The 22,669-nt window shown below is 72.6% G+C and carries 25 protein-coding genes; 12 read left to right on the top strand and 13 right to left on the bottom strand.

Features of this window, described 5'->3' with window-relative positions; genetic code table 11:
• Positions 1-7: 7 nt before the first annotated feature.
• Positions 8-814 (bottom strand): orotidine-5'-phosphate decarboxylase, encoded by an 807-nt coding sequence (pyrF, locus tag HNR40_RS16440; protein ID WP_184962080.1) that lies wholly within the window; start codon positions 812-814, stop codon positions 8-10.
• Positions 815-947: 133 nt separating this feature from the next.
• Here pyrF and HNR40_RS16435 point away from each other — a divergent pair, with 133 nt between their 5' ends.
• Positions 948-1,418 carry a DUF2283 domain-containing protein gene (locus HNR40_RS16435; protein ID WP_184962078.1) on the top strand — a complete coding sequence of 157 codons (471 nt, stop codon included), beginning with the start codon at positions 948-950 and terminating at the stop codon, positions 1,416-1,418.
• 11 nt (positions 1,419-1,429) lie between these two features.
• Here HNR40_RS16435 and HNR40_RS56310 read toward each other — a convergent pair whose 3' ends face one another.
• The 3 genes from HNR40_RS56310 to HNR40_RS16420 all read right to left on the bottom strand — a co-directional run bounded on the left by HNR40_RS56310 (position 1,430) and on the right by HNR40_RS16420 (position 3,850).
• Positions 1,430-2,536: an alpha/beta hydrolase gene (locus HNR40_RS56310; RefSeq protein ID WP_184962076.1), complete on the bottom strand. Its 1,107-nt coding sequence runs from the start codon at positions 2,534-2,536 to the stop codon at positions 1,430-1,432.
• Positions 2,537-2,554: 18 nt separating this feature from the next.
• Positions 2,555-2,947, bottom strand: a complete 393-nt coding sequence (locus tag HNR40_RS16425; protein WP_184962074.1) for a hypothetical protein — start codon at positions 2,945-2,947, stop codon at positions 2,555-2,557.
• A 108-nt stretch (positions 2,948-3,055) separates the two neighbouring features.
• Positions 3,056-3,850 (bottom strand): Cof-type HAD-IIB family hydrolase, encoded by a 795-nt coding sequence (locus HNR40_RS16420; RefSeq protein ID WP_184962072.1) that lies wholly within the window; start codon positions 3,848-3,850, stop codon positions 3,056-3,058.
• Between the two features lie 464 nt (positions 3,851-4,314).
• Between HNR40_RS16420 and HNR40_RS16415 the strand changes: the two genes are divergently transcribed.
• Positions 4,315-5,022, top strand: coding sequence for an FAD-dependent oxidoreductase (locus HNR40_RS16415; protein ID WP_184962070.1), 708 nt, complete (start codon positions 4,315-4,317; stop codon positions 5,020-5,022).
• Here the strand turns inward: HNR40_RS16415 and HNR40_RS16410 are convergent.
• Positions 5,014-5,988, bottom strand: a complete 975-nt coding sequence (locus HNR40_RS16410; protein ID WP_184962068.1) for a helix-turn-helix transcriptional regulator — start codon at positions 5,986-5,988, stop codon at positions 5,014-5,016. The two genes, HNR40_RS16415 and HNR40_RS16410, sit on opposite strands and share 9 nt — an antisense overlap.
• Before the next feature lie 128 nt (positions 5,989-6,116).
• Between HNR40_RS16410 and HNR40_RS16405 the strand changes: the two genes are divergently transcribed.
• Together HNR40_RS16405 and HNR40_RS16400 are read left to right on the top strand one after the other, a co-directional pair.
• Positions 6,117-6,512, top strand: a complete 396-nt coding sequence (locus HNR40_RS16405; RefSeq protein WP_184962958.1) for a RidA family protein — start codon at positions 6,117-6,119, stop codon at positions 6,510-6,512.
• Between the two features lie 77 nt (positions 6,513-6,589).
• Positions 6,590-7,069, top strand: coding sequence for a DUF488 domain-containing protein (locus HNR40_RS16400; protein WP_221340462.1), 480 nt, complete (start codon positions 6,590-6,592; stop codon positions 7,067-7,069).
• Here the strand turns inward: HNR40_RS16400 and HNR40_RS16395 are convergent.
• Entirely contained in the window at positions 7,066-9,798 is a 2,733-nt protein-coding gene (locus HNR40_RS16395) for a WD40 repeat domain-containing protein (RefSeq protein ID WP_184962064.1), read from the bottom strand. The two genes, HNR40_RS16400 and HNR40_RS16395, sit on opposite strands and share 4 nt — an antisense overlap.
• Before the next feature lie 71 nt (positions 9,799-9,869).
• Here HNR40_RS16395 and HNR40_RS16390 point away from each other — a divergent pair, with 71 nt between their 5' ends.
• The 6 genes from HNR40_RS16390 to HNR40_RS16365 are packed head-to-tail and all read left to right on the top strand — an operon-like array spanning position 9,870 to position 14,702.
• Positions 9,870-11,171, top strand: a complete 1,302-nt coding sequence (locus tag HNR40_RS16390; protein WP_184962061.1) for an ABC1 kinase family protein — start codon at positions 9,870-9,872, stop codon at positions 11,169-11,171.
• Positions 11,172-11,216: 45 nt separating this feature from the next.
• The gene (locus tag HNR40_RS16385; protein WP_312896381.1) at positions 11,217-11,954 is read left to right on the top strand and encodes a sulfite exporter TauE/SafE family protein; all 738 of its coding nucleotides are present in this window, start codon (positions 11,217-11,219) and stop codon (positions 11,952-11,954) included.
• Between the two features lie 53 nt (positions 11,955-12,007).
• Positions 12,008-12,673: an MntP/YtaF family protein gene (locus tag HNR40_RS16380; protein WP_184962057.1), complete on the top strand. Its 666-nt coding sequence runs from the start codon at positions 12,008-12,010 to the stop codon at positions 12,671-12,673.
• Positions 12,670-13,077: a DUF5655 domain-containing protein gene (locus HNR40_RS16375; protein ID WP_184962055.1), complete on the top strand. Its 408-nt coding sequence runs from the start codon at positions 12,670-12,672 to the stop codon at positions 13,075-13,077. Before HNR40_RS16380 ends, HNR40_RS16375 begins: the two co-directional genes overlap by 4 nt.
• On the top strand, positions 13,070-13,756 hold the full coding sequence (locus HNR40_RS16370) for a type 1 glutamine amidotransferase (RefSeq protein WP_184962053.1): 687 nt from the start codon (positions 13,070-13,072) through the stop codon (positions 13,754-13,756). The genes HNR40_RS16375 and HNR40_RS16370 overlap by 8 nt, the downstream gene beginning before the upstream one ends.
• Before the next feature lie 37 nt (positions 13,757-13,793).
• Entirely contained in the window at positions 13,794-14,702 is a 909-nt protein-coding gene (locus HNR40_RS16365; RefSeq protein WP_184962051.1) for an SGNH/GDSL hydrolase family protein, read from the top strand.
• Between the two features lie 48 nt (positions 14,703-14,750).
• On the opposite strand, the gene HNR40_RS16360 is transcribed toward HNR40_RS16365, so the two are convergent.
• Both HNR40_RS16360 and HNR40_RS16355 read right to left on the bottom strand, forming a co-directional pair.
• Positions 14,751-15,383 (bottom strand): CE1759 family FMN reductase, encoded by a 633-nt coding sequence (locus HNR40_RS16360; protein WP_184962049.1) that lies wholly within the window; start codon positions 15,381-15,383, stop codon positions 14,751-14,753.
• On the bottom strand, positions 15,380-16,456 hold the full coding sequence (locus HNR40_RS16355) for an LLM class flavin-dependent oxidoreductase (protein ID WP_184962956.1): 1,077 nt from the start codon (positions 16,454-16,456) through the stop codon (positions 15,380-15,382). The genes HNR40_RS16360 and HNR40_RS16355 overlap by 4 nt, the downstream gene beginning before the upstream one ends.
• Positions 16,457-16,548: 92 nt before the next feature.
• On the opposite strand from HNR40_RS16355, the gene HNR40_RS16350 reads away from it, so the two are divergent.
• Positions 16,549-17,367 (top strand): PHP domain-containing protein, encoded by an 819-nt coding sequence (locus tag HNR40_RS16350; RefSeq protein WP_184962048.1) that lies wholly within the window; start codon positions 16,549-16,551, stop codon positions 17,365-17,367.
• Between the two features lie 10 nt (positions 17,368-17,377).
• On the opposite strand, the gene HNR40_RS16345 is transcribed toward HNR40_RS16350, so the two are convergent.
• Genes HNR40_RS16345 through HNR40_RS16325 form a run of 5 tightly spaced genes read right to left on the bottom strand, consistent with a single transcriptional unit; the run spans position 17,378 to position 21,413 of the window.
• Positions 17,378-18,319, bottom strand: coding sequence for an asparaginase (locus tag HNR40_RS16345; RefSeq protein ID WP_184962046.1), 942 nt, complete (start codon positions 18,317-18,319; stop codon positions 17,378-17,380).
• Positions 18,312-19,109, bottom strand: a complete 798-nt coding sequence (locus HNR40_RS16340; RefSeq protein ID WP_184962044.1) for an amino acid ABC transporter permease — start codon at positions 19,107-19,109, stop codon at positions 18,312-18,314. The genes HNR40_RS16345 and HNR40_RS16340 overlap by 8 nt, the downstream gene beginning before the upstream one ends.
• The gene (locus tag HNR40_RS16335) at positions 19,106-19,750 is read right to left on the bottom strand and encodes an amino acid ABC transporter permease (protein ID WP_184962042.1); all 645 of its coding nucleotides are present in this window, start codon (positions 19,748-19,750) and stop codon (positions 19,106-19,108) included. The genes HNR40_RS16340 and HNR40_RS16335 overlap by 4 nt, the downstream gene beginning before the upstream one ends.
• Positions 19,750-20,667 carry a glutamate ABC transporter substrate-binding protein gene (locus HNR40_RS16330; RefSeq protein WP_246509157.1) on the bottom strand — a complete coding sequence of 306 codons (918 nt, stop codon included), beginning with the start codon at positions 20,665-20,667 and terminating at the stop codon, positions 19,750-19,752. Before HNR40_RS16330 ends, HNR40_RS16335 begins: the two co-directional genes overlap by 1 nt.
• A 17-nt stretch (positions 20,668-20,684) precedes the next feature.
• On the bottom strand, positions 20,685-21,413 hold the full coding sequence (locus tag HNR40_RS16325; protein ID WP_184962038.1) for an amino acid ABC transporter ATP-binding protein: 729 nt from the start codon (positions 21,411-21,413) through the stop codon (positions 20,685-20,687).
• Between the two features lie 107 nt (positions 21,414-21,520).
• Between HNR40_RS16325 and HNR40_RS16320 the strand changes: the two genes are divergently transcribed.
• On the top strand, positions 21,521-22,660 hold the full coding sequence (locus HNR40_RS16320) for an ROK family transcriptional regulator (RefSeq protein WP_221340460.1): 1,140 nt from the start codon (positions 21,521-21,523) through the stop codon (positions 22,658-22,660).
• Positions 22,661-22,669: the final 9 nt, after the last annotated feature.

Here is a 22,669-nt window from a genome sequence, read left to right as displayed (position 1 = left end):
GGGTCCTTCAGGAGGCCAGGTGGTGGGCGCAGTCGTCGCGGTAGCGCAGGGTGATCTCGCGGATGCGGGCCGGGTTCTCCGTCACCGCTCGGGACACCGAGGGGATGACGGCGTGCCGTACCCCGGCGAACAGGCGCGCGAGGTCGGACGGAGAGGCGCCCTGGACGCCCAGGCCCGGTGCGAGGATGGGGCCGTTCAGCCGGGAGAGGTCGTAGGCGGGGTCGGCGACCGTGGCGCCGACCACCACGCCGATCGAGCCGAGGGGGGTCGCGCCCTGGTTCAAGCTGGCCACCGCGTCGAAGATCTGGTCGGCCACCCGCGACTGCAGCTGCTCGGCCTGCGGGTTGGAGGTGCGGGCCAGGATGAACAGGCCGGCGTCGTTGGTGTGGGCCTGGCGGATCGCGGGCGCCAGGGAGGCCAGGCCCAGGTACGGGCTGACCGTCAGGGCGTCGGCGGCCAGGGGGCTGCCGGGGTCGAGGTAGGCCTCGGCGTACGCGATCATGGTGGACTCCACGTCGCCGCGCTTCGCGTCCAGGATCACCAGCGGGCCGGCGGCGCGCAGGTCGCGGACCGTGCGCTCCAGCACCGCCACGCCGCGGCTGCCCCAGCGCTCGTAGAACGCCGACTGCGGCTTGACCACCGCCGCGACGTCGGAGATCTCCTCCACGATCGTGCGGCTGAACTTCTCCAGGCCCGCGGGTGAGTCGTCCAGACCCCAGGCGAGCAGCTGCGCCGGGCTCGGGTCGATGCCGACGCACAGAGGTCCGTATTTATCCAGTCTGGAGCGCAGGCGCGCCCCGAACGTCTCTTCCATCACAGTGACCCCCCTTACGCGCCGCAGCCTAACTGGTTCGTGGCGCGCACAGAACGGAATAGACGACCACGGCATGAGTTGGGGGTACGGCCCCGGCCGGATGCGGGAGCCCGGTCGTGGGTAGGTCGCAGGCATGTACGAGATCGCCAGCCGCACCCTCACCCTGCGCACCATGCCGCCCAGGGAGGTGACGATCACGGTCGGCCTGCCGTACGAGGAGCCGACGGGGGAGTGGTCGTGCCCCTACCGGATCGACGGGCTGGACGGCTGGGAACACGAGCGCAAGGTCACCGGCGCGGACGCGGTCGAGGTCGTGGAGATGGTGCTCGGAGTGCTGCGTACGGCGGTGGCGAACTCGCCGGAGGGCCGCGAGGGCCTGCTGTCCTGGGACGAGGAACCCTCGGGCCCGCGGACCGTCTACCTGCGCATGGATCAGGAGGTCAACGCGGCCTACATCGCGATGAAGCGGGAGATCGCCCCGGGTGAGGCGGTACGGCAGGCGGTGGCCGACGACGTGGTCCTGGACTTCTCCGAGTCGGGAGAGCTGCTGGGCGTGGAACTCCTGAACGCCGACACCGCCCTGCCCTCCGAGATGCGCGCCTGACTGACGGGACCTCAGCGGAGGGCGTTGGCCATGGCCACGGCGGTGGTGCGCCAGATGGGGGTGGCGGGGTCGATGACGGCGAAGTGGTCGCCGGACATTTCCAGGTACGTGAGGTCGTCGCCCGACTCCCTGGCGGCCCTGGCATAGCGGCGGCTGAAGTCGACCAGGTCCAGATCGTCGCCCGAGCCCTGGACCACCAGCTGGCGTACCTTCAGGGGGAGTCTGGACAGGGGGCTGGCCGCGCCGTACACGTGGGCTTCCGGTCCCAGGGCCGAGGCCACCGCGCCCGAGCTCAGCCAGCGGCGCTCGCCCTCCACCAGGTCGAGTACGCCCGCCAGGGAGACGGCCAGAGCCACCCGCGCGCCGTCGGCCGCCGCGCGCAACGCCAGCTGTGCGCCAGCGGAGTGCCCGGCCACCGCGACCCGGCTCAGGTCCAGGGCCGGTTCCACGGCCGGGGCCAGGGCGTCGATGCCCGCCGCCACGTCCGCTGTCGTGGCCTGCCAGCCGTGGAGGTCGGGGCGGCGGTACTCCAGGTTCCACACCGCGAACCCGCGCCCGACCAGGTCGGCGGCGAGCGGCTCCATCAGGTCGGCGGCCCAGATCGACCGCCAGTAGCCCCCGTGCACCAGCACGATCACCGGAAACCCGCCGGAGGATGATCCGGTGGTGGGTGGTTCGGCGGTGGGTGGTTCGGCGGTGGGCGATTCGGCGGCGGGTGGCAGGTAGAGGTCGGCCCACTGGTCGGGGTGGGGGCCGTAGGTGATGCGGCGGGCGCTGTGGCGGGTGCGGTGGACGGCGTGCCTGATCGCCCAGGCCAGGCCGTCCACGCCGCGTCCGTGCAGGTGGCGGGCGTCCTTGCCGGGGCTCACCCGGTCGTCGCGGGTGAGGTCCAGCCAGACGACCGGGCCCACCGGCTCGCTCATGAGGGCCCGCGCCGCCGGGTCCGGTCCCGGGAGGATCACCGGGATGCCGCCGTCGGGGCGGAGCTCGTCGACGGTGCGGGCGTACCTGATGTGCCCCTTCACGCCCAGCGCCGCGAACTCGCGTTCGGCGACCTCCGACAGAAGGGTGGGATCGGCGACGACCCCCGGCCCCACGACCACGCGCACGTCACTCACGAGTCCGACAGTACTTGTTCACATACGCGACATGCGAGGGCTGAACGCCCATACCGCCAGCCACACGCTGAGCCCGAAAATCGCCAGCGCCAACGGCACGTGCACCGCCGTGGCCCCCGACCCGCCGGTCATCGACTGCGCGAACCCCAGCAGCAGGATCGCCACCCCCACCAGCGCCGGCCAGCCCGCGCCGCGCCCCGGCTTCCACGCGAGCACCCCGGTGATCGCCACCAGCAGCCCCGCCACGTGCACGGCCCCGGCGCCCATCCCGTGCGCGGAAGTGCCCGCGCCGGAGAGCAACTGGCCGGCCGTGACCCCCTGGGCCAGGACCGCGAGCGCGTTGAGGACGATGGCGACCTGAAAGGCGGTCCTGAGCCCGCCGCGCTCCTTGACGACCTGCTGGGTGACCACGGGGTTCTCCTTCGATCTCGGGTGAGACCACCAGGCTCGCGGGTCCGGGGCCGCCGGGCATCCACCCGGTGTCGCGATCGGCCGTACTACAGATGGGGTACGCGGGGCTCAGCCGTACAGGCGCTCCAGGACGGCGGCGACACCGTCCTCGTCGTTGGACAGCGTGCGGCGCTCGATCGACTCCAGCAGGAGAGGGTGGGCGTTGCCCATCGCGTAGCCCTGCCCGGCGTAGGCGAGCACGGCCAGGTCGTTCGGCATGTCGCCGAAGGCCACCACGTCGGCGGCGGCCACCCCGCGCGCCTGGCAGACGCGGGCCAGGCCGGCCGCCTTGTCGACGCCGGTCGCGCTGATCTCCAGCAGGCTCCGGCCGCCGGAGTGGGTGATGGTGACCTGGTTCTGCACCGCCGCGACGGCCAGGCTCGCCAGCTCGTCGACGGGGTGACCGGAAGCCCAGGCCAGCAGCTTGGCCACCGGCTCGCCCGCGTCACAGACGGAGGGGACGTCGAGGTAGAAGTCCAGCTCTTCGGGGATGCGCCGGGAGTAGCCGGGTTCGCACAGCACGTTGTGCCCCGTCTCCGCGGCGAACACGATGCCCGGCACGCTCTCCGCCAACGCGGCCATGATCTTGCGGAGGATGGCCGGGTCGAGGTCGACGCGCTCGGTGATGGTACGGCCGGCGAGGTCGTACACGATCGCGCCATTGCTGCAGACCGCCGTCCCCGCCACCCCGGCCACGGCCGCCACCCGCTCGGCCCCGCGCGGTGGGCGGGCGGTCACGAACACGATCTCGGCGCCGGCCCGCTCGGCCAGGCGCAGTGCTGCTCGGGTGCGGGGGGTGAGGGAGCCGGTGGAGTCCAGGAGGGTGCCGTCAAGGTCGGTGGCCACGAGGCGAGGAGGAGTCACCTGCCCAAGTATCACCAACCCACCCAACCACCAACCAAACCCCCCGCCACCCCCCAAGCAACCCACCCCCGGCCCCAGCCCCCGCCTTCCCGCTACCGGCCGCTCGGCTCCCGACGCCTCTCCCACCCTCGACCCCGAAAGCCTGACCGCTGGAGCTCCGGTCCTTGGGGTCGGCCCCGGAGGTCCGGCCCCGGAGGTCTGGGCCGCCCGGTCCCGGAGGTCTGGGCCGCCCGGTCCCGGAGGTCTGGGCCGCCCGGTCCCGGAGGCCGGAGGCCGACCCCGGAGGTCCAACCCCCGGAGGTCCAACCCCCGGAGGGCCAACCCCCGGGGTCCGGATCCCGAGGCCCGGAGGCCGACCGGGACGTCCGGTCCCAGGGTCCGGTCCCCAGCGGCCCAGTCCCGGGGGTGCGGCCTTAGGGTGCGGTCCTGGAGGTTTGGCGCGCTTCGGGAGGTGGGGCTGGGTGGTGGGGCTGGACAGACTGACCTTCCAGCCCTACAGCGCGGACGGCGCCCACAGCGCGGTCCGGGCGAAGCTGCAGGCGCAGCCGGGTGTGGACTTCTGGCCGCACGAGACCTTCGCCCAACTCCGCACAAAGGGAGACATCGAGGACTGCTTCGCCGAGCACTACCAGGACGCCCACCTGCCCACGCTCACGGCCGACTTCCGCGCCAACCCGGTCGGCCACCTGGTCACGATGCGCTGCGCGCCCTGGCACGCCCGTGTCGGCGACTCCACCGTGGGCCTGATCGGCGACGCCGCACACGCGATCGTCCCCTTCTACGGCCGGGGCGCCAACTGCGGCTTCGAGGACTGCGTCGAGCTGGACCGGTGCCTGGACGAGACCGGCGACGACTTCCCCGCCGCCCTGGCCAGATTCGAGCGCCGCCGGACGGATACCGACGTCATCGCCCGCCTCGCGCTGGACAACTTCGTGGAGATGCGCGACAAGGTCGGCTCGAAGACGTTCCTGGCGGGCAAGCGCCTGGAGCACGCGCTGGAACGGGCGCTGCCCGGCCGCTACGTCTCCCGGTATGAGCTGGTCTCCTTCTCCACCACGCCGTACTCGCAGGTGGAGCGCCGGGTGGCACGCCAGCGCGGCCTCGCCGCCGCCGCGGGTGTGGGCGCCGCAGCCCTGGCCGCGCTTCTGGTGCGCCGCCTGCGCTCAGGATGACGTTCCGTACCGGGTGGCGATCGCGGTGGCACGCTCGCGCAGCGAGTCGCGCAGCCACTGCGGGGTCAGGGCCTCCGCGCTCATGGTGAGCTGCCACAACGCCCACTCGGCGTGCCTCTGATCCTGGAAGGTCACCTCCATCCGCAGCCAGCCGTCCGCGTCGGTCTCTTCGGCGAGTACGGCCAGCGCGGTGCCCACCAGATCCTCCCGGCGGGCCGGGTTCACCCGGACCAGCACGGTGACCTGGTCGCCGCCGGTCCGGAAGCGCGTGCTGCGTTCCTGCCAGGCCCGGTCCAGGTCGACCCGGTCCGGTCGCTGCGCGGGTTCGTCGAGCTCCTTGGCTGCCAGGACCCGCGACATGCGGTAGGTGCGGTCCGCGCCGGACTTCGTGGCCAGCAGGTAGCCCCGGTCGCGGACGGTGACCAGGCCGATTGGGTCGACGGTGCGCCACTGCGGGGTCTGGCCGGCGGCGGCGTAATGGATCCGCAGCTTGTGGCCGGCGAACACCGCGCGCAGGACCTCGGCGGCGATGGCGTCGGGCACCTCCTCGTCGGCGAGGCGGCGCGAGAGGAGGTCGATCTCCGGGTCGATGAGCAGCCGCTCGGCGGCGCCGGCGGCGGTGTCGCGATAGCTGTCGGGCAGCGCGTCGACCACCTTGAGCATCGCCGACGCGAGCGCCGAGCCGAGGCCGAACGCCTGCGCGCCGCGCCGCGATCCGGCGACCAGCAGGGCGAGGGCCTCGTCGTGGTTCAGCCCGGTGAGCTCGGTCCGGAACCCGGGCAGCAAGGCGAAACCCCCGTGCCGGCCGCGTTCGGCGTAGACGGGGACCCCGGCCGCCGACAGCGCCTCGATGTCGCGCAGCACGGTGCGGGTGGAAACCTCCAGCTCGCGGGAGAGCGCGGCCGCGGACAGCCGGCCGTGCTGCCGCAGCAGCAGGACCAGCGAGACCAACCGGTCGGCGCGCATACGAAAAGTTAACAGGAATACGCGACACAAGATGTCGTGATTTGCCGGGAGGCTGTTGAGCACGACGGGGGCCACCGTGCCGACCGGCGTCTGTGATGTGAACGAATCGAATGGAGACGGATATGGCAATCGAGCGAACCGCGGTCAACCCGTGGGCCTGGTCGACGGAGCTGGGCTACAACCAGGGCGAGCTCGTCTCCGGGCAGACCCGGACCTTGTACTGCTCCGGGCAGACCGCGATGAGCGCCGACGGCAAGCCCCAGCACGCCGACGACATGGCGGCGCAGCTGGCACTGAGCCTGGACAACCTGGAGGCGGTGCTCGCCGAGGCAGGCATGTCCCTGGCGAACCTCGTCCGGCTCACGGTCTACACCACCGACGTCGACCGGCTCTTCCAGCACTACGGCGTGCTGGCGGCCCGGCTGGGCGCCGCCCGGGTGGCGCCGTCCACCTCGATGCTCGGGGTGACCAGGCTGGCCATCCCCGACCTGATGGTGGAGCTTGAGGGGACAGCCGTCGCGTGATGTGGTGCGCCGCTTCCGGCAGCGCTGCCGGAAGCGGCGCCAGGAACAGGAAGGCGGGTGATCTCCCGGTGCTCAGAATGGTGACAGTCGGCGTCTACGGCTTCGACGCCGAGTCCTTCCTGCGACGGCTGCGGCAGGCCGACGTCCGCCTGCTGCTCGACGTACGCCAGCGGCGCGGCGTCCGCGGACCCGAGTACGCCTGGGCCAACTCCCAGCGCCTGCAGGCGGCGCTCGCCGAAGCCCGGATCGCCTACGCGCACCACCGTGAGCTCGCGCCGACCACCGAGCTGCGCCACCTCCAGTACGCCGAGGACGACCGCCAGGGGGTCGGCAAGCGCTCGCGCCGCGAACTGGCCGCCGAGTACACCCGCCGCTACACCAGCGAGATCCTCGACCGCGCCGACCTCACGCCGATCGTGGCGGAACTGCCGGGCGACGGCACGGCGGCGCTGCTCTGCGTCGAACGCGACGCCGGGGCCTGCCACCGCTCGCTGATCGCCCGGCGGCTGACCGAAAATCACCACGTCACCGTCGACCACCTGCTCCCAGGGTCCTAGCGGGGCAGGTGGAGGCGGAAGCCGTACAGACCCGCCTGGCCCACCGCGTACAGGCGGGTGCCGCCCGGCGTCCACGCGCACCCGGTCAGCTCGGCGTCGAGGTGGATGGCGGCCACGCACCGGCCGGCGCGCACGTCCCACACCCGCACGGCCGCGTCCTCGGTCGCCGTGGCCAGCCAGGACCCGAACGGCCCCGCCGCCAGCCCCACCGCCGCGGTCTGCTCCTCCAGCTCGTCGCGCAGGCGGCCGGTGCGGTCCCAGCGCCGGATGGCGCCGTTGGTGGAGGAGGCGGCCACCCAGGCGCCGCCGGGCGCGACGGCCAGGCCGGTCACCAGGGAGCTCGGGGTCAGCACGGGCGCGATCCGCCGGCCGGACGGGTCGAGCAGCAGCACGGACTCGCCGCCCGCCGCCACCCACGCGCCGCCCGGCGCCATGGCCAGGTAACCGGGTTCCTTCATCGCGGTCTCGGCGATCAGCTGTCCGTCGGGCCGCCAGAACTGCACCGCGTCCCGCGCGGCGGTGGCCAGCCAGGAACCGTCCGGCGCCAGGGCGACGGAGCGGCCGGGGCCGCGCAGCCGTACACGATGGAGGGGGTCGCCGTGGCGGTCCAGCAGCCACAGCAGGCCCTCGTCGTCGGTCGCGGCGAGCAGGGCGCCGTCGTCGGAGCTCGCCACCGCGGTGAACGTGACCTGCTCGTGCAGCGTGTGCCGCGCGCTGCCCTCCTCGTCCCAGAGCGTCAGGCCGGGGCCGCCGCCCGCGGTGACCAGGCCGCTGCCGTCGGCCACGGCGGCGATCGCGCGCAACGGGCGGCGGCGCAGGTGCTCGTCGGGCGCGGGCAGGCTCGGGGCGGCGTCCCACAGGCGGATGCTGCCGTCCAGGCTGACGCTGGCCAGCCAGCTGCGGTCGGGGGCGAAGGCGACGCCGGTGACGCCGAGCCGGTCGAAGTGCTCGGCGGCCTTCACCTCGGCCAGCGGGTCGGGGGGCGGGGGAGTGTCGGTGGCCGAGGGCAGGCCGTCGCGGGTCCAGGCGTGCTCGCGGTGGGTGAGTGTGCCGCTGTCGGGGGTGATCACGGGCGCGGGCCCGTCCTCGGCCGCCGCCCGCCACAGCAGGCGGCCGTCCGGCGCCCACGCGATCAGGTCCTCGGCGCACGAGACCAGCCAGGAGCCGTCCGGCGCGATCACCACGTGCCTGACCGGGTCGTCGTGGCCTTCGAGCACGTGGCGCTGGGCGCCGTCCGGCGACCATAAGCGCACGGTGCCGTCGTCGCTGCCGGTGGCCAGCCACTCGCCGTCGGGGGCGACGGCCACGCAGGTGACGTCGTCCTCGTGGCCGGTCAGCACCGTGCGGACGGTGCCGTCCAGGTTCCACAGGGTCGCGGTGCAGATCTCGTCGGCGGTGACGAGCCAGTCGCCGCCGGGGCTGATCGCCACGCCGTAACGCTCCTCACCGCGCGCGCCCATGATCCGGCGCAGCGCGGGCGGCGGCAGGTCCGGGGGCGCCCACAGGCACTCCAGCCACGGCGAACCCGAGCCGCCGAGCAGCGCGGCGATCTCCCGCGCGGTCGCCGGCACCGCGAACAGCCGCCCCGCGAGGGTGGCCGCCGCCGTGGGCGCGGCGGGCGCGGCGTGCTCGGTCCTGGCCAGCACCAGCGCGCTCTGCGCCAGCGTACGGCGCAGCCGCTGCGCCAGCGGCGTGGCGGCCAGCTCCAGATCCTGTTCGACGGCGGCCACGCCGAAGCTCTGCAGCTTGGTCGCGATCCAGCCGCCGTCGCAGACCAGCTCGGCCACGTTCATGCCGGCCTGCCGGAGGTGGCCGGGCAGCCGGGCGAGCACGTAGGCGATGTCCTCGTGGGAGGCCTCGCCGTCGGCGCCCCGGTCGATGGCCTCGACCAGGGCCCGGTTGACGCGGCGCAGCCCGTCACGGCCGAGGGCGGCGCGCAGGTAGCCGCGCACCACGTCGGGCACGAGCAGCACCTCGCGGTCGGGGGCCTCGGCGAGCAGGCCGAGCGCGCTCAGCCCGGCCAGCGTCAGGTCCGACTCGATCGGGCTGAGCTCCGCGGTACGCGCCCACAGCAGGCGGGCCAGGCCGGTCGGGATGTTGCGGTCGGTGGCGAACGCCCCCAGCTCCAGCAGGCGGGCGACGCTGTCGGGCAGCTCGGCCCGCACCAGCCCGGCGTCGAGCAGTTCGTGGACCGCGCTCTCGCGGGAGGCGGGCTCGCGCAGGTCGGGTTCGCGGGCGGGGCGGGTCTTGAGCGCCGCGGCGAGCCGGTCGAGGAGCGGCCAGCGCCGCACCGGAAGCCGCACGACCGTCGCGCTGTCGGGCAGGCCGCGGGCGGTGCGCGCGGTGACCAGGACGCTCGCGCGGTGCGCGACGATCATCGCGAGCATCGACACGTGCGGCGAACGCACGCCGTCCAGCACGACCAGCCCGTCGCCCGGCGCGGCGGTCAGCTCGTCGGCGGTCAGCAGGACCTCGATCCAGTCGGCCGGGTCGGCGCCGCCGCTGACCTCCAGCGCCCGCTCCAGCAGCTGGTCGCCGAGCGACTGGCGGGGGTCGGCGCCCACGGTCAGCCAGGCGATGCCGCCGGGGAAGCGGGCGCGTACGCGGGGATCTTCGCAGGCCGTCGTGGCGGCGGTGGTGACACCGGCGCCCTCCAGGCCGTCGATCTCCGGCACGACCGCGATGAGACCGCTGTTTCCCTCGGTCAATGCCGTGATCAATTCCTCCATGCATTGAGGGTTGCATCCGATGTGGCGACTGTCACGTTGCCTTATTGGCATTGAGTCCAAAAGATAAGGACATGTCTGATCTTCCGCAGTCGGCGGTGGCCCGGACGGCGAAGCTCGCCGCCCTTCCTCTCGGATACGCGGGCCGCACCGCGCTCGGTCTCGGCAAGCGCGCGCTCGGCAGACCGGCCGAGCTCATCGCGGCTGAGGTGCAGACGCGCACCGCCGAGCAGCTGTTCAAGGTGCTCGGCGAGCTCAAGGGCGGCGCCATGAAGATCGGGCAGCTCCTGTCGGTGCTGGAGTCCGCGCTGCCGCCCGCCGTCATCGGCCCCTACCGGGCCGCGCTCACCAAGCTGCAGGACTCCGCGCCGCCCATGCCCGCGGCCACCGTGCACAAGGTCCTGGCCGAGGACTTCGGCGACGACTGGCGCGCGCACTTCGCCGCCTTCGACGACGCCCCAGCCGCCAGCGCCTCCATCGGCCAGGTGCACCGCGCCCTGTGGTCGGACGGCCGGCCCGTGGCCGTCAAGGTCCAGTACCCCGGCGCGGCCAAGGCCCTGCGCGGCGACCTCAAGCAGCTCGGCCGGGTCGCGAAGCTCTTCGGCGTGCTGCTGCCCGGCCTCGACGTGCGCTCGTTCGTCCAGGAGCTCCAGGAACGCGTGGCCGAGGAACTCGACTACGGCAAGGAGGCCGAGGCCTGGCACGCCTTCGCCACCGAGTACGCCGACGATCCCGACATCGCCGTCCCGCCCGTCGTGGCCGCCTCGGAGCACGTGATCGTCACCGAGTGGCTCGACGGCACCCCGCTCGCCCGGGTCATCGCCGACGGCCCGCAGGAGGTCCGCGACGCCGCCGCGCTGCGCCTGGTCCGCTTCTCCTTCTCCTCGCCCGTCCGCTGCGGCTACCTGCACGGCGACCCGCACCCCGGCAACTTCCGCGTCACCCCCGACGGACGCCTCGGGGTCCTCGACTTCGGCGCCGTGAAGGCCTACCCCGACGGCCACCCGCCCGCCGTGGGGCCCATGCTCAGGTACGGCGCCGCCGACGACGTCGAAGGCGTGGCCCGGGTCTTCCGCGAGGAGGGCGTCATCCGCGACGGCGTCGAGATCGACCTGGAGGCGCTGGGTTCCTTCGTCCGCCCGTACGCCGAGCCGATCGCCGCCGAGTCGTTCACCTTCACCCGCGACTGGATGCGCGAGCGCGGCCTGTACATGCTGGGCGACGGCACCAGCATCTTCCGCACGCTCAACGTGCCGCCCGACTACGTGATGAGCTTCCGCGTGCTGACCGCCGGATACGGCCTGCTGAGCCAGTTGGAGGCCACCGCGCCCTTCCGGGCGGAGGCCGAACGCTGGATCCCCGGCTTCACCGCCTGACCCCCGGCGCGGGCGGGCCGAAGGCCACCTCCTAGCATGTCGGGGGTGATCGAGGTGCTGGGACTGCTCGGGGTGGGGATCGCCGCCGGAATCGTCAGCACCGTCGTCAGCCTCGCCTCGGTCGTTTCCTACCCGGCCCTGCTCGCCTTCGGCCTGCCGCCGCTGACCGCCAACGTCACCAACACCGTGGCCCTGCTCTTCACCGGCGTCGGCGCCGCCGCCGGCTCCCGTCCGGAGCTGCGCGGCGAGGGCGCCAGGGTGCTGCGGCTGGGCTGGCTGACGGCGCTGGGCGGCGCGTCCGGGGCGGCCCTGCTGCTCGTCACCCCGGCCAGGACGTTCGAGCTGATCATGCCGTGGCTCATCGCCGGCGCCTCGCTGGTGCTGGTCCGCCCGCCCACCGCGGGCAGGCTGCACGAGCACGGCGTGATGGCGAAGCTGGCCATGTACGCCGTCGCCGTCTACGTCGGTTACTTCGGGGCGGCGGGCGGGATCCTCATGCTCGCGGTCCTCTCCGCCGTGCTCGACCATCCCGTGGCCAAGGTCAACGCGGTGAAGAACGTGCTGACCGGGCTGGCGAACGCGGTGGCGGCGCTCGGGTTCGCGGTGTTCGGGCCGGTGGACTGGGTCGCGGTGGGCCCGCTGGCCGCCGGGTTCCTGCTGGGCGGGTGGGTCGGGCCCAAGATCGCCAGGCGGCTGCCCGGCCAGAGCCTGCGCTATCTCGCCGCCGCCTGCGGGCTCGCAGTGGCCGCCAAGCTCGGCTACGACACCTACACCGCCCCGTGACCGACGCCGGACAACGGGGTAGGTTATGGCACTAACCGGAACGGGGGTCAGACATGTCTAACGGTGCGCGGCACGGACTCGGAGTATTGGCGGGGCTCCTGCTGGCGCCGTTGCTGGTCGTGGTGCTGTCGTTCGGCCTGGACGGGTTCAACTACGCCATGCGGACCTTCACGCCGCCGTGGATCGGGCTCGCGATCATGGCGGGCGCGGGCGTGCTGGTGGCCTTCATGTTCAGCTCGCGGATCTCGCCGGTCGCCACCGTCATCGGCGGGCTGATCTACACCGTCGTCGGCCTGTTCCCGATCCTGGAGATGTCGCTCAAGGTCCGGCTGCTGCCCGACTTTCTGCCCAGCACGTTCAGCCGGGGGCTGATGACGCTGATGTACACCGGCATCCTGCTGACGCTCGGCGTCGGGATGCTCGTGGCGTCGTGCTTCCCCTCGCGCTGGCGGGGGGCCCGGCGGGCCGTACCCGCGCACGCAGCCAGAGGTACGGCGGCGTACGGACCGGGCGGCTACCAGCCCGCCCCCGGACCCGAGCAGACCTACCAGCAGCCCCCGGCCTTCCAGCCGCCGGAACGCCAGCCCTCGGCCTTCCAGCCGCAGGAGCAGCAGCCGTCGGCCTTCCAGCGGCCGCCCGGACAGGAGCCGGGCTCGGTCTTCCAGCCCCAGCAGCCCACGGGCGGCGAGGACGCCACGCGTCCGATGCACCGCGAATGACCAGATGGGTCTGCCCCCGCTGCGACCGTGAGTTCGGACTTGAGCGGCAGTCGCACGTCTGCGTGCCCGGCGTCACCGTCGACCAGGTGTTCGCGCCCTGGCCCGAGGCCTACCGGGAGATCTACGACCGCCTCGTCGAGCCGCTCGGCCCCCTCGGCCCGCTGCACGAGGACGCGGTCGGGGTCGGGGTGTTCCTGAAGGCGGAGAGGAAGTTCGCCGAGATCCGGCCCAAGGCGCGCAGCCTGCAGGTGGAGATCACCCTCGCCCGGCCGATCGCGCACCCGCTGCTGGCGCGGAGCTACGCGATGGGCTCCGGGCGCTACGCGCACTTCTTCAAGTTCACCCGGCCCGAGGACGTGGACGGGCAGATTCTCGACTGGATGGCGGAGGCTTACGATGCGTGACGTCCTGATCGTGCAGAACAGCCGGAGCGGCGGCCCCGGCAGGTTCGGCGATTGGCTGGCCGAGCAGGGGGTGCGGCCGGAGGTCGTGCACGGGCACGAGGGCGCGGCGCTGCCCGAGACGCTGGAGCACGACGCGATGGTCGTGCTGGGCGGCGGCTACCTGCCCGACGACGACGCCCGCGCGCCCTGGCTGGCGCAGACCCGCAAGCTGGCGGTGCAGGCGATCGAGCGGGCGGTGCCGTACTTCGGGATCTGCCTGGGCGGGCAGCTGCTCGCGCACGTGGCGGGCGGGGTGGTGACGGCCGACGCGGGCGCGCCCGAGAACGGCAGCATCCCCGTGACGATCCGCCCGGAGGCGGCGGCCGACCCGCTCTTCCACGGCCTGCCGGAGGTGGTGCCCGCGATCGAGCACCACGTGGACGCGGTCACCGCCCTGCCGCCGGGCGCCGCGTGGCTGGCCTCCACGGAACGCTGCCCGTACCAGGCCTTCCGGGTGGGCGACCGGGCGTGGGGCGTGCAGTTCCACCCCGAGGCGCTGCCCGAGCGGATCAGGCGGTGGGAGGCGGACGGCTTCGACCCCGACGAGGTCTACGCGCGAGCGGTCGCCGACGAGCCCGTCTCCACGCCGATCTGGCACACCGTGGCCACCCGGTTCGCCACGCTGGTATCCGTACAGTAACCGGACAGGCGCATAGGGTGACCGTCACAATGGGCGGGTGCTGCTACCTCTGATCCTCGTGGCGGGCCTGGTCACGGCGCCCGCCTCCGGTGTCCGCGAGTACGTCGCGCTGGGCGACTCGTGGAGCGCCGACGTCTCCATCGTCAACCTCACGACCAAGCACGTGCCGAGCGGCTGCGTGCAGAGCTCCAGGAACTATCCCAAGCAGGTCGCCGCCGCCCTCGGCGTCACCGCGTTCCGGGACGCGACCTGCGCCGGGGCGACCACCGACCACATGACCAGGTCCCACGACGTCACCCGGATCAGGGGGCTGATCGACGGGGTGAACCGGCCGCAGTTCGACCGGCTGAGCGCCACGACCGACCTGGTGACGCTGGGGATCGGCGGCAACGACGCCGGACTGGCCGCGGCCGTCGGAGACTGCATCAGCCTGCTGCCCACGCTGACGCTGCCGGGCGGCTCGCTGCCCGCGCCGTTCGGGGCGCCGTGCAAGAAGCGGTGGGTGGTGGACGGCGTAGACCGCATGTCCGGAAATATCCGTGCAACGGAGCCCAAGGTGGTGGCGGCCGTCAACGGCATCAAGCAGCGCTCGCCCCGCGCCGAGATCCTCCTCGTCGACTACCTCGCCGGCCTGCCCGACGTCGGCGGCTGCTACCCCTACGTCCAGATCACCGACCTCGACATGGACTGGCTGTCGGCCAAGCTCCGCGAGCTCAACGCCATGCTGACCCGCGTGGCCAAGACCACCGGCGTACGCCTGGCCGACACCTACACCACCAGCCGAGGCCACGACGTCTGCCGCCGCCCCGGGGTCCGGTGGGTCGAGGGCCTGCTCCCGCTGTCCACCGACCCGCTCGGCCCGGTCATCCCCTTCCACCCCAACCAGCGGGGCGCCGACCACCAGGCGCGCGTCGTCTACAACCTGGTCAAACCCTCAGACCTCTGACCCGGTACGGCTCGCGCCGCCGTACCGGACCCGCGAACGGCGACGGGGTCAGGGCTCCCGGGTGAGGGCGGCGAGTTGCTCGGCGAAGGGCACGAGGCGCTCCTCCCGCGCCGGAGCCCGGTGGCGCATGAGGCCGGCCAGCTCCGTGGCCGCGCGCCGGACGCGGTCGGGCAGGCCGTCGTCGTTGCCCCAGTCCTCGGCCGCCGCGTAGACGGCGGTCGGGGCGACGACCGCGTGCAGGTAGGCGAACATCGGCCGCAACGCGTGCTCCAGCGCCAGCGAGTGCCGGGGCGTGCCGCCCGTGGCCGCGATCAGCGTCGGCTTGGCCTCCAGCGACTCGGGGTCCAGGACGTCGAAGAACGACTTGAAAAGCCCGCTGTAGGAGGCGGTGAAGATCGGCGTGACCGCGATCAGGCCGTCGGCCGAGGTGACCGCCTCCTGAGCGGCGCGCAACGCCCGCCCGGCGAAGCCGGTGACGAAGTTGTTGGCGATGTCGGTGGCCAGGTCGCGCAGCTCGACGACCTCGACCTCGACCTCCTCGACGTTGACCTCCCCGACGTTGACCTCCTCGACGTTGACCTCGTCGCCCACGGCGCGCACGGTGGCCTCCACCAGCCGGTCGGTCAGCAGGCGGGTCGAGGACGGCTGGGTGAGTCCGGCCGAGACGGCGACGAGCTTCATGAGTTCTTCTCTCCAAGCCGGGACAGGTGGGTGGGCGCGTCGGGCACGTTCGCGGGCCGGCCGATCGCGAACTCCTTGCGCAGCACGGGCACGACCTCCTCGCCGAGGATGTCGATCTGCTCCAGCACGGTCTTCAGCGGCAGGCCCGCGTGGTCCATGAGGAACAGCTGGCGCTGGTAGTCGCCGAACGAGTCGCGGAAGGTCAGCGTCTTGTCGATGACCTCCTGCGGGCTGCCGACGGTCAGCGGCGTCTCGGCGGTGAAGTCCTCCAGGGAGGGGCCGTGGCCGTAGACGGGGGCGTTGTCGAAGTAGGGGCGGAACTCGCGGACGGCGTCCTGTGACTTGGCCCGCATGAACACCTGCCCGCCGAGCCCGACGATCGCCTGTTCCGGCGTGCCGTGGCCGTAATGGGCGTAGCGCTCCCGGTAGAGCTCGATGAGGCGCTGGAAGTGCTCCTTCGGCCAGAAGATGTTGTTGGCGAAGAAGCCGTCGCCGTAGAACGCGGCCTGCTCGGCGATCTCCGGGGTGCGGATGGAGCCGTGCCAGACGAACGGCGGGACGCCGTCCAGCGGGCGCGGCGTGGAGGTGAAGCCCTGGAGCGGGGTGCGGAAACGGCCCTTCCAGTCCACGACGTCCTCGCGCCAGAGCTTGTGGAGCAGGGCGTAGTTCTCGATCGCGAGCGGCACGCCCTGCCGGATGTCCTGGCCGAACCACGGATAGACCGGGCCGGTGTTGCCGCGCCCCATCATGAGGTCCACCCTGCCGTCGGCCAGGTGCTGCAGCATGGCGTAGTCTTCGGCGATCTTCACCGGGTCGTTGGTGGTGATCAGCGTGGTCGCCGTCGAGAGGATCAGCCGCGAGGTCCGCGCGGCGATGTAGCCGAGCATGGTCGTGGGGGAGGAGGGCACGAACGGCGGGTTGTGGTGCTCGCCCGTCGCGAAGACGTCGAGCCCGGCCTCCTCCGCCTTCAGCGCGATCGCGACCATCGCCTTGATGCGCTCGTGCTCGGTGGGAGTCCGGCCGTCCGTCGGGTCGGTCGTCACGTCGCCCACACTGAAGATGCCGAACTGCACTTTCATCACCAACCTTGACTATTGAACATTCAACTCTACTGCCGTTGAGCGTCCATGGCCAGCCCCTTATTCCCGTCCGCCAGAATCAGGGCATGCGCATCGATCTGCACAGCCACAGTGACGCCTCCGACGGCACCTCGCCGCCCGCCGAGGTGGTACGGCGGGCGCGCGCGGCCGGAGTGGACGTGCTGGCGTTGACCGACCACGACACCACGGCCGGGCACGCGGCGGCCGGGCGGGCCGCGCTGGAGGCGGGCCTGCGGCTGGTGCCCGGCATGGAGATGTCGTGCCGCCGCGACGGGCACAGCGTGCACCTGCTGGCGTACTGGTTCGACCCCGCGGACGAGGCGCTGGTGCGCGAGTGCGCGCTGATCAGGCAGGCGCGCGACGGCCGGGCTGAGGCCATGGTCGGGCGGCTGGCCGAGCTGGGCGTGCCGATCACGATGGAGATGGTCACGGCCGTGGCGGGCGGGGGCGTGGTCGGGCGGCCGCACATCGCGCGGGTGCTGGCCGAGCTGGGCGCGGTGGCCACCCCCGCCGACGCCTTCACCGCCGAATGGATCGGCACCGGCGGCCGGGCCCACGTGACCCGCTACGCCCCCGACCCGGCCCGCGCGGTGGCCCTGGTCCGCGCCGCCGGAGGCACGGCCGTGCTGGCCCACCCGAGACGCGGCTTCCTGATGCCGGACGCCTGGATCGCCGAGCTGGCCGGGTCCGGGCTGGCCGGCGTGGAGGCCGACCACCCGGACCACGACGCCGAGGCCCGCGCACACCTGCGCGGCCTCGCCGCCGACCTCGGACTGGTGGTGACCGGCTCCAGCGACGACCACGGCAACCTTACCGGCCACCGCCTGGGCTCGGAGACCACGGCCGAAGAGGCCTACGAGACCCTCCGCGCCGGTCGTGCCTGAGCGGGGCGGGTCAGAGGGCGTGGATCTCGCCGACCGGCTTTCCGCCGCCGAAGACCGGGATCCGGGTGAAGGACTCCGCCCCTGACACGTCACAGCCCATCCGAGCCAGCACCGACACGGCGATCGCCGACGTGGCCCGCGGGCTGCCGTCGATGACCTTGACGGCCGCCGTGTGCCCCGACGCGAGCGCCGCGACCAGGACGCCCTCGGCGCCACCCTTCACCACCGCTCCGGGCAGCGCGCGCATCAGGTCGGTGTTCTGGTGCCCGGTCCCGCCCACGTACTCGGGATGGTCGCGCATCGCGTCGGCCACCTGCCGGGGCGCGGTGCCGGGCGCGGCCAGGACCAGCGCCCGCACCGCGCGGGCCAGCCCGGCCAGCGACATGCCGAACAGCGGCGCCCCGCACCCGTCCACGGCCACCGCCGTGGCCTTCTCCCCGGACAACTCCTCGACCGCGGCGCGGACCGCGAGCTGGAGCGGGTGGCCGGGGGAGAGGTAGGAGGCGGGGTCCCAGCCGTTGGCCACGGAGGCGGCCAGCATGGCGGCGTGCTTGCCCGAGCAGTTCATGCGCCCGCGGGTCTTGGCGCCGCCCTCGCGGATCAGGCGCAGCCGGGTCGCCTCGTCCTCCGGCCAGTCCTCGGGGCAGAGCAGGTCGGCGGGGCGCAGGCCGTACTCCTCAAGGAGCTCTTCGACGAGCCGTACGTGGAAGTCCTCGCCGGTGTGGCTGCCCGCGGCGATCGCCAGGCGCGCGCCCGGCAGGGCCGCGCCGGAGGTCAGGCAGGCCAGCGCCTGGAACGGCTTCGCCGACGACCGCGGCAGCACCGGCGCCTCCACCGGCCCGAGCACGACCTCGGGACGGCCGTCGGGGCCGAGGCCGACGGCGCTGCCGTAGTGGACGCTTTCCACGAAGCCGGAGCGGACGACCTTGGCGAGTGCGGGGAAATCAGGCACGTGCGGAACTCCTTCGCTCCAGGACTCTGGCGAGCTTGGACAGGGAGGCGTTGACCACGAGGTAGATGAGCGCGATCACGATGTACGTCTGGATGAGCAGCCCGTTGTAGGCCACGAGGACCTTGCCCGAGTAGAACAGCTCGCCGTAGCTGACGATGAAGCCGAGCGAGGTGTCCTTCAGCAGGCCGACGGACTGGCTGACGATCGACGGCAGGACGCGGCGGGCCGCCTGGGGCAGCACGATCATCCGCAGCGTCTGGCCGCGGGTGAGGCCGACGGCCAGGCCCGCCTCGGTCTGGCCGCGTTCGATGGACAGGATGCCGGCGCGGAAGATCTCGGCGAACGCGGCGGCGTTGGAGACCGTGAGCGGGACCACGAGCTTCCAGAACAACGGCAGGTCCAGCCCGTACTTGGGCAGCGCGAACAGCACGACGTAGACGAGGAGCAGCGCGGGGATGGTCCGCACGACCTCGATGTAGACGGTGGCGGGCCCGCGCAGCCAGCGCTTGGATGACAGCCTGCCGAGCGCGAGCAGCAGGCCCAGCGCCATCGACAGGGCCGCCGCGACGACGGCGGAGAGCGCCGTCGACCACAGGCCGTCGAGCAGGTACCGCCACATGGGCCAGGTGGCGTACGGCTGCCAGCGTTCGGCCGCGAGTTGCCCGTTGGCGGCGAACTGACGCACGGCCAGGGCGGCCAGCGCCAGCGTGGCCAGCACGCCGAGCACGGTGGCGATCCGGATCCGGCGCTTGGCGCGCGGTCCCGGCTCGTCGAACAGCACGGTGCTCATCGCATGATCACCAGCCGCCGCTCCAGCCGTCCGGTGACGTAGCCGACCGCCGCGGCGATGGCGGCGTAGGCGAGGCCGGAGCCCACGAAGATCGCGATGGGCTGGGCCTCCTGGAGGTTGACCCGCTTGGCCGCCTCGGTCAGGTCGACGACGCTGATCGCGCCGGCCAGCGCGGTGGACATGATGAGCTGGATGGTGAGGTTGCCCAGCGGCTGCACGACCGTGCGCAGCGCCTGGGGCAGGATGACCAGCCGCAGTGACTGGCCGAAGGTCAGCCCGAGTGCCCGCGCGGCCTCAGCCTGGCCCTTGGACACGGAGTTGACGCCGGAACGCAGCGCCTCGGCCATGTACGCGGCCTGGTAGACGGCGATCACCACGATCGCGGTCGCCATCGGCGGTCCCTTGATCCCGATCTCCGGCAGGCCGAAGAAGACCAGGACAAGCAACACAAGCAACGGCAGATTCTGAAATGTCTCGACGTAGGCGGTGCCCAGCGCCCGCAACACGGGAACCGGACTCACCCGCATCGCCGTGACCAGCACCCCGAGCACCGCCGCGCCGACGAACGACGCGACGGTGAGCTGGAGCGTCACGAGGAGGCCCTGCCACAACTCCGGCAGGTGGTCCAGGAGGACGGACATCAGGAACCCGGCACCGAGCCGATCGCCGGCGGCGCGGGGGCCTCACCCTTGACGACGGTGCCGAGGGAGTCCTTCCACGCCTGCTGCCAGACCCCGGCGTCCTGCATCTTCTTCAGCCAGTCGTTGACGAACTTCTTGAACTGCTCGTCGCCGTGCTTGAGCCCGATGCCGTAAGGGTCCTCGGTGAACGGGTTGCCGATCACCTGGACGGTCGGGTCCTTCTGCGCGTTGGCCGCCAGCAGGGTCTCGTCCTGGACGTAGGCGACGCCGCGGTCCTGCTTGAGCGCCTGCATGCACTCGGGGTCGGAGCCGAAGGTGATGATCTCGGCCTGCGGCGCCAGCTTCTTGATGGCCGCGATGGCCGGGGTGTTGGCGCCCGCGATGACCTTCTTGCCGTTGAGGTCCTCGGGCTTGGCGATGCCGGTGGTGCCCTTCTTGACCGCGATCGACAGCCCGGAGGTGTAGTACGGCCCGGCGAAGGCGACCTGCTTGGCCCGCTCCGGCGTGATCGTGTACGTCTGGAAGACCACGTCCACGGTGCCGTTGCCGATCAGCGCCTCACGCGTCTCCGACGCCGAGTTGACGATCTTCACCTTGGGCTCGCCGATGATGTACTTGGCCAGCGCCTTGCCCATCGAGGCGTCGAAGCCCTCGACCTCGCCGCTGACCGGGTTCTGCTGCGACAGCAGCGGCGCGTCGAGGGAACCGCCGACGAGCAGCTCGCCGCGCTGCTTGATCTTCTCCATCGTCGAGCCGGGCACGATGGCCGCGGCGTCGGCGACGGGCGCCTTCGCCAGCAGGCCGCTCGCGGCGGGCTTGGCGTCCCCGGGCACTGCTGGGTTCGAGCCGCCGCCGGTGCTGGAACACGCGGCCAGGCCGAGCAGCGACACGGCGACGACAGCGACCATCTTTCTCATGGACACCATCCCTTGCGTTAGTGAGTCAGTACTTTGGCCAGGAAGTCCCTGGCCCGGTCCGTCTGCGGGGAGTCGAAGAACGCCGCGGGAGCGCCCTGTTCGACGATCTGGCCGTCGGCCATGAAGACCACACGGTCGGCGGCCTTGCGCGCGAAGCCCATCTCGTGGGTGACCACGACCATGGTCATGCCGTCGGCCGCCAGCCCGGTCATGACGTCGAGCACCTCGCCGACCATCTCGGGGTCGAGCGCCGAGGTGGGCTCGTCGAAGAGCATGACCTTGGGCGTCATGGCCAGCGCGCGGGCGATGGCCGCGCGCTGCTGCTGGCCGCCGGACAGCTGGGCGGGCAGCTTGTCCGCCTGCGCGCCGATGCCGACGCGCTCCAGCAGCTCACGCGCGCTCTTCTCGGCGTCGGTACGGCTGGCGCCGCGCACCTTCACCGGAGCGAGCACGACGTTGTCCAGCACGCTCATATGCTGAAAGAGGTTGAAGGACTGGAACACCATCCCCACGTCGGCCCGCAGCTTCGCCAGCTCGCGGCCCTCCAGAGGCGCGGGCACGCCGTCGATGACGACCTCGCCCCGCTGGACGGTCTCCAGCCGGTTGAGGCAGCGGCACAGCGTGGACTTGCCGGACCCGGACGGGCCGACCACCACGACGACCTCGCCCCGCGCGACGTCGAGGTCGACGTCCCGCAGCACGTGGTGCTCGCCGAACCACTTGTTCAGCCCTCTTGCCCGAATCATCCAGCTCTACTTCCTTCGATATCGAAGATAGAGCGGACCGTAATAGATGATTTCATGCGAAGTCAACACGTTGTCGAACAAAGCCCAATCGTGGTATTCATCTCCACATGTCTGGCAAAGAGCGACTGCCGGTGACGGGGGCGCAGGGGGACCTGCTGCGGCTCGTCGCCACCGGGCAGGCCGAATCGCGCGCGGAACTCGCGCGCCTGTCGGGCCTCGCGGCCTCCAGCGTGTCGCTGCGCGTGGAGGAGCTGCGCGACGCCGGGCTGCTCGTAGAGGAGGGCTCGGGCACCTCGCGGGGCGGCCGCCGGCCCCGCCGGCTCAGGCTGTCGCCGAGCGCGGGCGTCCTCACCGTCGCCGACCTCGGCGCCCATCACGTACGGCTCGGCCTGCTCGACCTCAGCGGCACGCCGCTGGCCGTACAGGAGCGTGAAGCCGACATAACAGCTGGGCCGGAAGCGGTCCTCGACTGGCTGGCCGACGCCTTCGACGACCTGCTGGAGACGCACGCGCCGCCGGGAGTCCCGCTGCGCGGCGTCGGCACCGGCATCCCCGGCCCCGTCGACCCCGCCACCGGACGCGTGGTCGGCCCCTCCCGGATGCCCGGCTGGAACAACTTCCCCGTCGCCGACCACCTGCGCGCCCGCTACGACCTGCCCGTCCTGGTCGAGAACGACGCCAACCTCATGGCCGTCGGCGAGGCGCGCTCCTGGCCGGGCGCCGACAACCTCATGGTCCTCAAGGCCGGGACCGGCATCGGCTGCGGCGTCGTCGTCAACGGCCGCCTGCACCGGGGCAGGGGCGCCGCCGGCGACATCAGCCACGTCAGGGTCCGCACCGACTCCTCGATCGTCTGCGCCTGCGGCCACCGCGACTGCCTGGAGGCCTACGCCAGCGGCGCCGCGCTCCAGGCGGCCCTCGCCGAGGCGGGCATCACCATCGAACGGCCCGCCGACATCGTCGGCCTGGTGGACGACGCGGTGCCCGAGGCCACCAGCCTCGTCCGCACCGCCGGGCGCATGATCGGCGAGGTGCTCACCGTCCTGGTCAACTTCTTCAACCCCGACGTGATCGCCGTCGGCGGCAGCCTGGCCGCGGCCGAGCCGCTCATCGCCTCGATCAGGGCCGCCGTCTACGAGCGCTGCCTGCCGCTGGCCACCCGTGAACTGGAGATCGCCCCGGCCCGCGCGGGCCAGGACGCGGCGCTGCTCGGCGGTGGAGCGCTCCTGCTCGACGCCGTCCTCTAGCCGTCATCC

The sequence above is a fragment of the Nonomuraea endophytica genome (assembly GCF_014203235.1).
GTDB classification, from domain to species: domain Bacteria; phylum Actinomycetota; class Actinomycetes; order Streptosporangiales; family Streptosporangiaceae; genus Nonomuraea; species Nonomuraea endophytica.
This window is presented reverse-complemented; position numbering and strand designations above follow the sequence as displayed.

Excerpts from the sequence above, each read along its gene's own strand:
- pyrF (WP_184962080.1), bottom strand. The coding sequence starts at position 814 with ATGGAAGAGACGTTCGGGGCGCGCCTGCGCTCCAGACTGGATAAATAC.
- HNR40_RS16435 (WP_184962078.1), top strand. The coding sequence starts at position 948 with ATGTACGAGATCGCCAGCCGCACCCTCACCCTGCGCACCATGCCGCCC.
- HNR40_RS16410 (WP_184962068.1), bottom strand. The coding sequence starts at position 5,988 with ATGCGCGCCGACCGGTTGGTCTCGCTGGTCCTGCTGCTGCGGCAGCAC.
- HNR40_RS16400 (WP_221340462.1), top strand. The coding sequence starts at position 6,590 with ATGGTGACAGTCGGCGTCTACGGCTTCGACGCCGAGTCCTTCCTGCGA.
- HNR40_RS16395 (WP_184962064.1), bottom strand. The coding sequence starts at position 9,798 with ATGGAGGAATTGATCACGGCATTGACCGAGGGAAACAGCGGTCTCATC.
- HNR40_RS16390 (WP_184962061.1), top strand. The coding sequence starts at position 9,870 with ATGTCTGATCTTCCGCAGTCGGCGGTGGCCCGGACGGCGAAGCTCGCC.
- HNR40_RS16380 (WP_184962057.1), top strand. The coding sequence starts at position 12,008 with ATGTCTAACGGTGCGCGGCACGGACTCGGAGTATTGGCGGGGCTCCTG.
- HNR40_RS16375 (WP_184962055.1), top strand. The coding sequence starts at position 12,670 with ATGACCAGATGGGTCTGCCCCCGCTGCGACCGTGAGTTCGGACTTGAG.
- HNR40_RS16370 (WP_184962053.1), top strand. The coding sequence starts at position 13,070 with ATGCGTGACGTCCTGATCGTGCAGAACAGCCGGAGCGGCGGCCCCGGC.
- HNR40_RS16360 (WP_184962049.1), bottom strand. The coding sequence starts at position 15,383 with ATGAAGCTCGTCGCCGTCTCGGCCGGACTCACCCAGCCGTCCTCGACC.
- HNR40_RS16350 (WP_184962048.1), top strand. The coding sequence starts at position 16,549 with ATGCGCATCGATCTGCACAGCCACAGTGACGCCTCCGACGGCACCTCG.
- HNR40_RS16340 (WP_184962044.1), bottom strand. The coding sequence starts at position 19,109 with ATGAGCACCGTGCTGTTCGACGAGCCGGGACCGCGCGCCAAGCGCCGG.
- HNR40_RS16335 (WP_184962042.1), bottom strand. The coding sequence starts at position 19,750 with ATGTCCGTCCTCCTGGACCACCTGCCGGAGTTGTGGCAGGGCCTCCTC.
- HNR40_RS16330 (WP_246509157.1), bottom strand. The coding sequence starts at position 20,667 with ATGAGAAAGATGGTCGCTGTCGTCGCCGTGTCGCTGCTCGGCCTGGCC.
- HNR40_RS16325 (WP_184962038.1), bottom strand. The coding sequence starts at position 21,413 with ATGATTCGGGCAAGAGGGCTGAACAAGTGGTTCGGCGAGCACCACGTG.
- HNR40_RS16320 (WP_221340460.1), top strand. The coding sequence starts at position 21,521 with ATGTCTGGCAAAGAGCGACTGCCGGTGACGGGGGCGCAGGGGGACCTG.